The following is an 11,868-nucleotide window of genomic DNA, read 5'->3' as shown; positions in this document are numbered from 1 at the left end:
TTTGTATGAATACTTGTATTGATGCGTAAAACAAAGGTTGGCACTTAACAAAAAAGAAAGTTAAATTAGCCGGGCTTAAGCTCTGCTTTAAGGGTGTTTTCTTTCCCAGAGAGACCTGCTCTTAAAAATGAGCCCGAAGCTTTTTTATTTATTTAAACCTTTTTTGTTTACATGAGAAAAGTCGCGTCACTGCTTCCAGTGCTGATGCTCACCAGTGCATTGGCATTTGGTCAGGCCCGTACGGTTTCGGGTGTGATCCGGGATTCGAATGGTAATCCTGTTCCTTTTGCCTCCATCAGCGAGGCTGGCAAGAAAACCGGTACTACTACCGATCAGAATGGCCGTTTTACCCTGAACACCAACCAGGGCGCCATCCTGGTGGTCTCCGCCGTTAACTTTAAAAAGCAGGAAGTATCCATCAATGACCGTGTTGCTTACGACATCGCACTTGAAAGCACCGTATCGAGCATGGATGAAGTGATTGTTACTGCAGGTGGTATCAAGGCTAAGCGTAAAGAACTGGGTACTGCCAACTCTGTGATCAAGGCGGAAGCCCTCACTACTGGCCGTGCCGTAAACGTGGCCGGTGGCCTGCAAGGCAAAGTTGCCGGTATGCAGATCAATGCTACCTCAGGCGGTGTGAACCCCAACTTCCGCGTGGTACTGCGTGGTCAGCGTTCGCTCACCGGTAACAACCAGGCTTTGCTGGTTCTGGACAACGTAATCGTTCCTAACGACGTATTGGGTAACCTCAACCCCGAAGATGTTGAAGAAGTAGTAGTACTTAATGGTGCTGGTGCTGCCGCCCTCTACGGTTCGCAGGCTTCCAACGGAGCCCTGATTGTTACTACCAAGAAAGGCCGCCGTGGACAAACCAATATTGGTATTTCGCATACCACTACCCTGGAAAGCGTAGCTTTCTTCCCCAAAATTCAAAAGCGTTTTGGTGCGGGTGGTTCGGCTTATGGCATGGATGTCAATGGCCAGGCACCGTTCTCTTACCTCGAGAACCAGAGCTATGGTCCTGCTTTCGACGGTACCAAGCGCCCCTTGGGTGCGCCCCTGGAAGATGGCACTCAGGACTCTGCCGTTTATGCTTATAACGACGGTCACTTCAAGTTTTGGGAAAAAGGTTTGACCAACCAAACCGACATCAACCTGTCGAGCGGTGACGATAACTCAACCCTGTACATGTCGGCTCAGTATGCCGATGTTACCGGTACCACTCCTGGCGATAAGTACAACCGTACTTCTATGCGTGTAAACGGTACCCGTAAGTTCAATCAAAAGATCAACGCCACCTACTCCTTGGGCTACACCCAAAACCGTTACAACACTACTACCCAAACAGGCAGCATGTACGCCAATATGCTGAACATGCCCTCCAACGTAGATATTACCCGGTACAAGAACTGGCGTACTGACCCCATGGCTAACCCCAACGGTTATTACAACCCCTGGTACCAGAACCCCTATTTCACTGCTGATAACTACCGCAGCCTCCAGCGCAACGATTACCTGACCGGTAACGTGGAACTGCACTTCTCGCCTTTGAAAGGCTTGGACCTGGTTGCCCGCCAGGGTATTACCACCCGTAACTATTCGAATAAGAATACCGTGGGTGCCTTTAACTTTACAGAATATGCCAAGCATACCGAAGCCAGCTCCAAGTCGGATATCGCTGCTTCTGTATCGGATGGTTCCAACTACAAGACCCAGCTGCTGAGCGACCTTTTTGCACAGTACATCAACAGGTTCGGCAGATTTAGCGTAAACGCAATTGGCGGTGGCCAGTGGACACAAAACCAGGCCAAGTACCTGGGTGTAACTGCCAACGGCCTTGTTGTTCCCGACCTGTACAACGTTAGCAACGGTGTAGGTACGCCTTCGGTAAGCGAAAGCAACTACAAGAGCCGCTCCATTGGTGCTTATGGTAAAGCCACCTTTGGTTACAGAGATTTTGTTTACCTGACCGTTCAGGGTCGCAACGACTGGGTTTCTATACTGTCTACTGCCAACCGTTCTTTCTTCTATCCCGCTGTTGACCTGAGCTTTATTGCCAGCGACGCCGTTTCTGCTATCAAGAGCAGCAATGTAATCAGCTACCTGAAGCTCCGTGGCGGCTGGTCGAAAGTTGGCCAGGTGAACCTGGGTGGCTCCGGCGACTTTGGTGCCTACTACCTGCTGCCTACCTACAGTGCTTCAGCCAGCGGTTTCCCTTACGGCAGCCTGCCCGGTTACACTGTGGACAATACCCTGGTGTCGAACAACTTGCGTCCTGAGATCACCAAAGGTTACGAAGGTGGTTTTGACCTGAACCTGTTCAAGGACCGCTTTACTTCTACTGTTACCCTGTTCAGCACCAAGACGGACAACCAGACTGTAGCTACCAGCGTATCCAGCACTACCGGTTATACTACCCTGCGTACCAACACTGGTCAAACACAGAGCCAAGGCCTGGAAGTTACCGCTCACGTTACACCCCTCCGCAGCCGCGATTGGAACGTAACCTTTGGTGGTAACTATACTTACCTGGACAACAAAGTAAACTTCATCTCTGCCGCACTGCCCCGCCTGTCGCTGGCTACTTATGGTAGCGGTGTTGGTTCTTATGCAGTACCTGGCCAGGTGTTTCCCGCCATCCTTGGCTTCGATTACCAGCGCGACCCCCAAGGCCGTGTAATTGTTGACAAGCTGACCGGTTTGCCTACTAAGAGCGATACCCTTTCTATACTTGGTACCGCTACCCCCAAGCACCGTTTGAGCCTCGACGCTTCGGTAAGCTACAAGGGGCTGACCCTGAGTGGCCTGTTCGAATACCGCGGTGGCTACCAGGTGTTCAATGCTATGGGTTCTGAACTCGACTGGTCGGGTACTGGCTACCGTACTGCCGTATACAATCGCCAGTCTTTTGTATTCCCCAATTCTGTGTATAAAGAAGGTGATAAGTACGTAGAGAACAAAGACGTAATGATCAAAAATGGTAATGGTAACAACGGTTTCTGGACCGATGGTATCAACCGCGATGTTACTTCGAACTATGTTACTTCTGGTGCTTTCTGGAAGCTCCGCGAACTGTCGCTTAGCTACCAGCTGCCCACGGCACTGGTTGCAAAAACCAAGTTCCTGAAAGGTGCACGCATCAGCGTACAGGGTCGTAACCTGTTTATGTGGATGGCTAAGGATAACTACTACACCGATCCTGAGTACAGTGATGCCGGTAACGACAGCAACGGTATTGGTTTGACCGGTATTGGCCAAACGCCTCCTTCGCGTTTTTATGGTGCTACCCTGTCTTTGAAGTTTTAATGATCGGCTGAACTAAACATTGAAATGCTGTAGCAGCACCTGGTGCCAACAGCATCCACAAATAATTGAACATGAAAAAGATAACATCCTTTTTATTACTGGGGGTAACGCTTTTGGGTACCTCCTGCGAGAAATATCTGGATATCAACCAGAACCCCAACTCGGCCACCTCCGCAACGCCGGCGCTCATTTTGCCGCAGGCGCTTACTACTACCGCTTCCAACCTCAACGGCTTCAACTCCTACGGAGCACAGCTGGTAGGTTATATGGCCAATGCCGGAGGATTTGGTGGTTTCGGTACCTCTATCACCTACAATTTTTCTGCTGGTGATTTTTCGGGCCGCTGGTCTTCCACTTTCGATAACCTTGAAGACTACCAGACCATCCTGAACAGCTCCGAAGGAAAACCCGAGCTGGCTTACTTCAATGCAGCTGCCCGCATTATGAAAGCACATAGCTATCAGCTGCTGGTAGATACCTACAACGATGTGCCCTACACACAGGCACTGAAAGGCGCCGATAACCTGACGCCCGTTTATGATGACGCAAAAGCTATTTACAAGAGCCTGGCCGACGAGCTGGATAAGGCTATTGCTGCTATCAACACAGGTGCTACTACTCCCGGTATCACTCCTATAGGCAACTCCGATGTGGTATTTAAAGGCAACATGACCAAGTGGAAACAACTGGCTAACACCATTAAACTACGTGTTCTGGTACGTGGTAATGGTAAAGTACAGTTCAGCAACCAAACCTTTGATGCTGCCGGCTTCCTTACCGAAGACGCGCTCATCAATCCTGGTTATACCCGCGACAACAACCGCCAGAACCCAAAGTGGAGCAACTGGGGCTTTAGCTACACTGGTTCGGATGCAACCAAAAGCTGGATGCCCAACACTTTTGTTTTTGGTTTTTATCATGGTGAAAAGTTGAGTGATCCCAAGCGTGGTGCAGCCATCTACTATCAATACCCCAGCACACCCACCAACCGTTTGGGTGTAGAAAGCAACAACATTGCTTCGAGCCCTTCGGGTAGCTTCTGGTATCCAAGCACCAACCGCGATGGTAAATCGGCTGGCGATGCCACCGGTGTGCTGAAAGGACCCAATGCCGGTTTCCCGCTGATCACAGCTGCTGAAAGCTTCTTCCTGCAGGCTGAAGCTGCTGTGCGTGGTATCATTACTGGTGGTAGTGCTGCTACCTTGTTCAACAAGGGCATCGAAGCTTCGTTTACCTATTTATATACCAAGCCTGATGGCTCTGTTATAGGTACGCCTGCTGCCGATGCTGCATTGTATCTTACCGACAATGCTACCAGCCCGTTGGTAAACTTTGCATTGGCTGCTTCAACCGAGGCTCAAATTGAAGCAATCGTCACCCAGAAGTACATCGCCTTGAATATGGTGAATGCAGATCAGGCATGGAACGATTACCGGCGTACCGGCTATCCTTCTATTGTTAACACTGCTGGTGCTACTGGCACACAAACCTTCGCTTCGTCTGTTTCGCAGTCTACCGCACCAGATAAGCTGCCTACCCGTATTCTGTATCCAACAACAGAAGCTTCGTACAACACTGCTAATGTTCCGCAGAACATCAATGTGTACACTTCCAAGATCTTCTGGGCTCGCTAATTACCAAACTATACAAGCAATGAAAAGAACAATAAAATCTCTATTCCTTTTTGCTGCAGTTGCCACTACGTTGGTATCCTGTATCAAAGAGCGTGATATGAACATCGACCCTGCAAAAGGCGTGGCCAACATGTTGGGTTTTACCTACAGCGGCGATGATGTAGCAGGTAGCTCTTCTGTTTACTCTCGTTTTACCTCTGACCTTGGATCTCTTAAAGCAAATCAGACGGTAAGCTTCCCTGTAAATGTGAGCTATATGGGGCAAAATGAGGCACCTGCAGATATTACACTTAACCTGGCGGTAGATACTGAGGTGTTAACCCAATTCAATTCAGAAAATGGAACCAACTATGTTGTGCCTGATGCTTCTATTTTCAAATTGCCAGCAACAGCTGTAATTAAAAAAGGAACGCGTACTACACAGGTTAAAGTTGAAGTTACCAATAACGCCAGCTTTGATTTCAACAAAAACTACGCGCTTCCCCTGAAGATAACCAGTGCTTCGAGTGGTGCTATCAGCTCCAACTTGGGTAAAGCAGTGTATTCTTTTTCTGCACGTAACCAGTATGATGGTTTGTACGTAATGGAAGCAACTGGACCTATGGTTGATGTGACCAGTGCTGCACTCACCGGCTATTATCCCTTGAATATGTATTTGATTACTTATTCGGGAAATTCAGTGGCTTTGTTTGATGCCGATGGTGTTTACTCTAAAAACTACTTCCATCCAATTGTAAGTGGTGGTACAAGCGTATCTGCCTATGGTAGCTTTTCGCCAATTTTTACCTTTGATGCAAGTGGCAAAGTAACCAGCGTAAGCAACTACTATGGTCAGGAGTCAGGTGGTAATAAGCGTTCCGGCATGCTGGATCCAACAGGCGTAAACAAAATTACCTTCAACGCTGATGGTTCGGTTAAACAGATTGAAGTGAGCTATATCATGACACAAAGTGTAGCGAGCCCTTTCGCTCCCCGCACTTATTTTAAAGAGAAGTTTACCTATAAAGGGCAACGCTGATTTAATTTTCAAATAACAAAGGCCGCTGAGTTAATCAGCGGCCTTTGTTATTTTCAATACACAAACCAAGCTCATGACTGCTTTCTTACGTATCGGAATCCTGCTGTTTTTCGGCTCTTTTTTGCACAGTGCCAATGCCCAATCCACCTCTGATAGCATCAACCGCGAGATGCTTTTATTCCCTGAATTTGTTACCGGTAAAGTATTGATGAAAAATGGGGCAATGGAAACGACTCCTTTGAACTATAATATCGAACAGCAGAATATTGTCTTTATCCAGAACAGGCAGTACCTCCTGCTCACCGGGCTGGAACTTGTAGATACCGTTTACCTGCAGGGCCGCAGGTTTCTGCCTGTTGGTACCAGGGTGTGCGAACTGGTAGCCACCGAGGGCCCTTACCATTTGCTGGCCACCTATGCCGGCAAATTGGTACCCCTTACCGCAACTGCTGATCATGGAGGCATCGTGCAAAAAGCCAACAACGAAGTAAGCAATACGGTTACCGGTGTTTACGTAAGCCGCAATTATAAAAGCCGCACCCAAATGCAGGCCATGCCGCACTTCTGGATCGAGCATAAGGGAAGCCTGGCAGAAATAGATTCGCGCAAGCAGTTGCTCAAGGCCGTTCGATCGGAGTTGCGCCCCTCGGTGCAGGCTTACCTTGACAGCCATCCTGTGAACTTTACGCAGGCAGCCGATATGCGTGCATTGTTACAGGTGGTGGCAAAAGCCGATGCGCAACGCTAAACCTGGAACGGGTAAATAGGGCGGCAGGCAGCAGGCGCTGCCTTTTTCCGTTTACATTTGTTACAAAACAAAACGATGAGCGACCAGCAACAACAGAATCAACTCAATATTGAAATATCGGAAGAAGTGGCCGAAGGACAGTATGCCAACCTGGCTATCATTACCCATTCGCACGCCGAGTTTGTGATCGACTTTGTAAACGTGATGCCCGGCACCCCTAAAAGCAAGGTAAAGAGCCGCATCATTGTTACCCCCCAACACGCCAAGCGCTTCATGAATGCCCTGGCCGAAAACGTACAGCGCTACGAAGCCGCCAACGGCCCCATCAAAGACCTGGAGGAGATTGCACTGCCGCTTACTTTTGGGCCGGCGGGTCAGGCGTAAACCCACCCCCTGTCCCCCTAAAGGGGGGATTTAGGTCGGGATACCTGGTGAGGTTGGAAGCTGTTGGAGGATGAAGTGGGTGATGGACTGGAAAACTGTTGCTTGTTTATGGGTAGGTTCTTCGTTTGTGAATCGCAGGATTTGCAGCCCCAGCTTTGACAAAGTCTCTTCCCTCATTTTGTCGTTTTTCTGTACCGATTCCAGTAAATGAATATTGCCATCAACTTCTATTGCTAAATGAAGTTGATGGCAATAAAAATCCAAAATGTAAATACCAAAAGGATGTTGCCTGCTGAACTTGCAGCCCAGTAGCTTTTGCCGTAAAAGGACCATAAGATTTCCTTGGCCGGTGTTTGCTGTTTTCGCAACGCTTTAGCCCTTTCAAATATGCCTCTTTCTGCCCCCGAAAACATATTCCTTTTCATACAAAAAGCTTTGTGCTAAAGAGATTTTATTCATAATCATGCTTTCCGGCCTAAGTTCCCCCTCCAGGGGGACAGGGGGTTTATATTAACCCCTCATCCGCAAAACTGAAATACCCCTCTTCACTTACAATCAGGTGGTCCAGTACTTTGATATCGAAGTAGCGGGCTGCCTCTTTTATTTTAAGGGTCAGCTCTTCATCGGCGCGGCTGGGCTTCAGGGCGCCGGAGGGGTGGTTGTGGCAGAGGATGATGGAGACGGCATCTTCTTCCAAAGCTCTTTTCAAAATAATGCGCGGGTCGGCAACGGTGCCGGTAATGCCGCCCTGGCTCACCACCTGGAAGTGGTTGATCTTGTTGGCGCGGTTGAGAAAAAGCACGGCAAACACTTCGTGCCGGTGGTCGCGCAGGAGGCTTTGCAGATAGCGGGCTACATCGCCCGAAGAGGCGATGATGGGTTTATCGAGCGAGGCACTGGCCTGCCTTCGGCGGCCCAGTTCCAGTGCGGCCATAATGGTGATGGCCTTAGCTTCGCCAATACCTTTGATGCGCGAAAGGTCGGCAATGGACAGGCGGCCCAGTTCAGAGAGGTTGTTTTTACCCAGCAGCAGTATGTCTTTAGCGAGGTCCACCGCGCTTTTTTCACGGGTGCCGTGGTGCAGCAGGATGGCCAGCAGCTCGGAGTCGGAGAGGGCCGTGGCACCCTTGGTACGTAGTTTTTCGCGTGGCCGGTCGTCTTTTGCCCATTGCTTAATAGAGTAGTTCTGCGCTTGCATGCGCTAATACTAAGCAATAATTTTAGGCTTGTCAATACGTCCCTAATCCTATTTCAAAACCGTCCAAACCCAATCCCTATGAGCTATTACTCACGCCGGTCCTTTATGGGCGCTATGCACCCCGTATTATTCTTCCTCGTTGTTTGTGTCATCACCCTTTTTATGGCTTTTTTTATAGGCAACGCCCTTTATGCGCACCTCAATCCAGGCAGCGGTAGCATGCTGGTAGCACAGGGGCGTGCGGCTACCGATATTGCGCATGCAAGCCTGCCGGTTAGCAGCCATTGAAAATGGCAAAGGCTGAACCATCATGTGCGGTGAAGCCATATCTTCGCCGCACATTCAACCTGTCATGCAGCCTTCCCTTAAAATCTTCTCCGGAACCGGCTCCCAACATCTTACCCAGCAGATCTGCGAAAGGTATGGTTGCGAACCCGGCCGCATTAAAATTCAACGTTTCAGCGACGGTGAAATTCAGACCACTTTTGAAGAAAGCATCCGGGGCAGCATGGTTTTCCTGGTGCAAAGCACCTGCGCTCCTGCCGACAACCTGATGGAGCTGCTCCTGATGATTGATGCCGCCCGCCGGGCATCGGCTTACAAGATCGTGGCTGTTTTGCCTTACTACGGCTACTCGCGCCAGGACCGAAAAGACAAACCCCGTGTAGCCATTGGCTCCAAATTGGTAGCCAATATGCTTACCGCCGCGGGCGCCGACAGGGTCATCACCATGGACCTGCACGCCCCCCAGATCCAGGGTTATTTCGACATCCCGGTGGATCACCTCGACTCGTCTGCCGTTTTTATTCCTTATATCCAGCAACTAAAGCTGGAAAACCTTACCTTTGCGGCCCCTGACGTGGGTGCTACCAACCGCATCAGGGAAATTGCCAGCTATTTTAACGCCGAAATGGTGATCTGCGACAAGCACCGCAAGCGTGCCAACGAGATCGCCTCCATGGTGGTGATTGGCGATGTGACCAATAAAGACATTGTGATCATCGACGACATTGCCGATACGGCCGGAACCCTGGCAAAAGCAGCCGGACTGCTGAAGGAAAAAGGTGCCCGCAGTGTGCGTGCCCTGGTAACCCACCCCGTACTGAGCGGCAAGGCCTACGAAAACATCGCGGGCAGCGTGCTGGAAGAACTGGTGGTGTGCGATACCATTCCGCTGAAACCCGGCGCCCCCGAAAAGGTTAAAGTGCTGAATATCGCTGACCTTTTTGCAGTAGCTATCCGCAATGCGCATGAAAACAAGAGCATCAACAACCTCTTTATTCATTCGCAGCGCAGAGATAAATAGCACACCCCCTGTCCCCCTAAAGGGGGAACCTAGGTCTGAGTTACTTTGGAAGGGGATATGTTCTTTTACAAACAATGCGGTTTAAGCTTGATAGCTTTTACTTAAAATATTTTCAGCAACCGGATGCTTTGAATAGCTTCAAAACAAACCGGTTTGTTGGACCTAAGTCTCCCCATTAGGGGGATAGGGGTACGAGTTTTTTTATTTTCTATTTCAATAACAAACAATGAAAACAATTACAATCGAAGGACAACTGAGGACCGCCTTTGGCAAATCAGCCACCCGCCAACTGCGCTCTCAGGAACTGGTGCCTGGTGTAATTTATGGCGGTGCCCAGGAAATCAGCTTTGCTGCTCCTGCAAAAGCATTTCGTAGCCTGGTTTACACTTCTAACTTCCAGATCGCTGAAGTTACCCTGGACGGTAAAACTTACCGTACCATCCTGAAAGACCTTCAGTTTGACAAAGTAACCGACGTACTGATCCACGTAGATCTGCTGGAACTGGTTGAAGATAAGAAAGTAGTAGCCGACATTCCCCTGGCTTACGTAGGTACCCCTGCTGGTGTACGTGCCGGTGGTCGTCTGGAAACCAAAATGAAGACCCTGAAGGTGAAAACCTTCCCCAAGTACCTGAAAGCACAACTCGAAGTGAATATCGAACACCTGAATGTTGGCGACAACATCCGCGTGGAAGATGTGAAATCTGAGAACTACGAGGTGTTGAACTCCCCCCGTATTCCCATCGCTTCTGTAGTTACTACCCGTGCCCTCCGTCAGGAAGAAGCGGCCGCCGCTCCTGCCAAAGGCAAGAAGTAAGTGATGCTATTTTATGAGAGGGCCCGCCTATGGTGGGCCTTTTCTGTTTCTAGTTATTGGTTTTTTTGTTTTTGTACATGAGCCTGGTTTACTAAAAACAAAAAACTAAAAACCACCAACCAAAAACCGTTTTATGAAATACCTCATCGCCTGCCTCGGTAATATCGGCGCCGAGTATGCTCATACCCGCCACAATATTGGTTTTGATGTAGCCGAAGCATTTGTACAAAAGCACGGCGGCCAGTTTCGCTCCGACCGCCTGGCATCGGTAGCCGAAATACGGTGGAAAGGACGTATTTTCATCGTCATCTGTCCCACTACCTTTATGAACCTGAGCGGAAAGGCAGTGAAGTACTGGATGGACAAGGAAAAGATCGCCCTTGAAAACCTCCTGGTGATTTTTGACGACCTGGCTATTCCGCTGAACAAGTTGCGGCTGCGGCCCGGCGGTTCGGATGGCGGACACAATGGCCTGAAGAGCATCCAGGAAAGTTTGGGTACCACCAATTACCCCAAGCTCCGTTTTGGCATCGGCAATGAATTTGCCAAAGGCAGACAGGTAGATTTTGTGTTGGGCAAATGGACGGCTGAAGAGCAGCCGTTGGTAAAACTGAAGATCGGGAAGGCTGTAGAAACCATAGAAAGCTTAGCTACGGTGGGTTTGCCCGCCACTATGAACCGGATCAATAATGTTGAGTTTGCGGTATGACAAGTGAGTGTAAATACTTACTTTAGCGTGCCAACACCAATACTGGTGAGCAGACGAACCATTGAATATATAGGATTAACGACCCTAACCTAGTTGGTATCCAATGTATTTACTCTAAACCACTACTGTAATGAAAATTTTCTGCGTAGGACGAAACTATACGGAGCATGCCAAAGAGCTTGGTAATGCCGTACCCGAAGAACCCGTTATTTTTATGAAACCAAAAAGCGCGTTGCTGCAACCGCATACGCCTTTTTACTACCCCGAATTTACCAACGAACTGCACTACGAATGTGAACTGGTTTTGCGCATCTGCAAAAACGGTAAATACATCCAGGAGAAGTTCGCCAATAAATATTACGATGCCATTACCGTTGGCATCGATTTCACTGCCCGCGACATTCAGGCGCAATTAAAAGAAAAAGGCCTGCCCTGGGAGAAAGCGAAAAGCTGGGACAACTCGGCCGCCATCGGCAAATGGGTACCCATTGCCGAAATCAAGAATCGTAAGGATATTCCTTTCCGCCTGTTCAAAAACAAGGAGCAGGTACAGAAAGGCGCCTCTTCTCAAATGATCTTTTCCTTCGATTTCCTGGTAAGCTATATCTCGCAATTCTTCTCCATTAATATCGGCGACCTTATTTTCACCGGTACGCCCGCAGGTGTAGGCGAACTGGTGGTGGGCGATGAAGTTGAAGGCTACCTCGAGGATGCGCAGTTGCTGGCGCTGGAGGTGAAGTGATTG

At 49.3% G+C, this 11,868-nt stretch carries 12 protein-coding genes; 10 read left to right on the top strand and 2 right to left on the bottom strand.

Annotated features, from left to right (window positions below):
• The first annotated feature begins 171 nt into the window (after positions 1 to 171).
• The 5 genes from BUE76_RS18165 to BUE76_RS18145 all read left to right on the top strand — a co-directional run bounded on the left by BUE76_RS18165 (position 172) and on the right by BUE76_RS18145 (position 7,093).
• Complete coding sequence (locus BUE76_RS18165; protein WP_073043464.1) at positions 172 to 3,309, top strand: SusC/RagA family TonB-linked outer membrane protein; 3,138 nt, start codon at positions 172 to 174, stop codon at positions 3,307 to 3,309.
• A gap of 71 nt (positions 3,310 to 3,380) precedes the next feature.
• Positions 3,381 to 4,943, top strand: a complete 1,563-nt coding sequence (locus BUE76_RS18160) for a SusD/RagB family nutrient-binding outer membrane lipoprotein (protein ID WP_073043463.1) — start codon at positions 3,381 to 3,383, stop codon at positions 4,941 to 4,943.
• Between the two features lie 19 nt (positions 4,944 to 4,962).
• On the top strand, positions 4,963 to 5,961 hold the full coding sequence (locus tag BUE76_RS18155; protein ID WP_158069999.1) for a DUF1735 domain-containing protein: 999 nt from the start codon (positions 4,963 to 4,965) through the stop codon (positions 5,959 to 5,961).
• Between the two features lie 73 nt (positions 5,962 to 6,034).
• Positions 6,035 to 6,709, top strand: a complete 675-nt coding sequence (locus BUE76_RS18150; protein WP_073043459.1) for a hypothetical protein — start codon at positions 6,035 to 6,037, stop codon at positions 6,707 to 6,709.
• 75 nt (positions 6,710 to 6,784) lie between these two features.
• A complete protein-coding gene (locus tag BUE76_RS18145; RefSeq protein WP_073043457.1) occupies positions 6,785 to 7,093 on the top strand; it encodes a DUF3467 domain-containing protein in 309 nt (102 codons plus the stop codon).
• A 30-nt stretch (positions 7,094 to 7,123) separates the two neighbouring features.
• Here BUE76_RS18145 and BUE76_RS18140 read toward each other — a convergent pair whose 3' ends face one another.
• Entirely contained in the window at positions 7,124 to 7,426 is a 303-nt protein-coding gene (locus BUE76_RS18140; protein ID WP_083596520.1) for an endonuclease domain-containing protein, read from the bottom strand.
• A gap of 172 nt (positions 7,427 to 7,598) precedes the next feature.
• Positions 7,599 to 8,291, bottom strand: a complete 693-nt coding sequence (radC, locus tag BUE76_RS18135) for a RadC family protein (RefSeq protein ID WP_073043455.1) — start codon at positions 8,289 to 8,291, stop codon at positions 7,599 to 7,601.
• 78 nt (positions 8,292 to 8,369) lie between these two features.
• Between radC and BUE76_RS24245 the strand changes: the two genes are divergently transcribed.
• The 5 genes from BUE76_RS24245 to BUE76_RS18110 all read left to right on the top strand — a co-directional run bounded on the left by BUE76_RS24245 (position 8,370) and on the right by BUE76_RS18110 (position 11,865).
• Positions 8,370 to 8,579, top strand: a complete 210-nt coding sequence (locus BUE76_RS24245; RefSeq protein WP_143157306.1) for a hypothetical protein — start codon at positions 8,370 to 8,372, stop codon at positions 8,577 to 8,579.
• Positions 8,580 to 8,643: 64 nt separating this feature from the next.
• On the top strand, positions 8,644 to 9,597 hold the full coding sequence (locus BUE76_RS18125; RefSeq protein ID WP_073043450.1) for a ribose-phosphate pyrophosphokinase: 954 nt from the start codon (positions 8,644 to 8,646) through the stop codon (positions 9,595 to 9,597).
• A gap of 226 nt (positions 9,598 to 9,823) precedes the next feature.
• The gene (locus BUE76_RS18120) at positions 9,824 to 10,414 is read left to right on the top strand and encodes a 50S ribosomal protein L25 (protein ID WP_073043448.1); all 591 of its coding nucleotides are present in this window, start codon (positions 9,824 to 9,826) and stop codon (positions 10,412 to 10,414) included.
• Positions 10,415 to 10,547: 133 nt separating this feature from the next.
• On the top strand, positions 10,548 to 11,123 hold the full coding sequence (gene pth, locus BUE76_RS18115; protein WP_073043446.1) for an aminoacyl-tRNA hydrolase: 576 nt from the start codon (positions 10,548 to 10,550) through the stop codon (positions 11,121 to 11,123).
• 130 nt (positions 11,124 to 11,253) lie between these two features.
• Positions 11,254 to 11,865: a fumarylacetoacetate hydrolase family protein gene (locus BUE76_RS18110; protein ID WP_073043444.1), complete on the top strand. Its 612-nt coding sequence runs from the start codon at positions 11,254 to 11,256 to the stop codon at positions 11,863 to 11,865.
• Positions 11,866 to 11,868 lie beyond the last annotated feature (3 nt).

It is taken from the genome of Cnuella takakiae (assembly GCF_001953305.1).
GTDB lineage: Bacteria > Bacteroidota > Bacteroidia > Chitinophagales > Chitinophagaceae > Flavisolibacter > Flavisolibacter takakiae.
The sequence above is the reverse complement of the archived record's forward strand: the minus strand, read 5'-3'. Positions and strand labels throughout refer to the sequence as shown.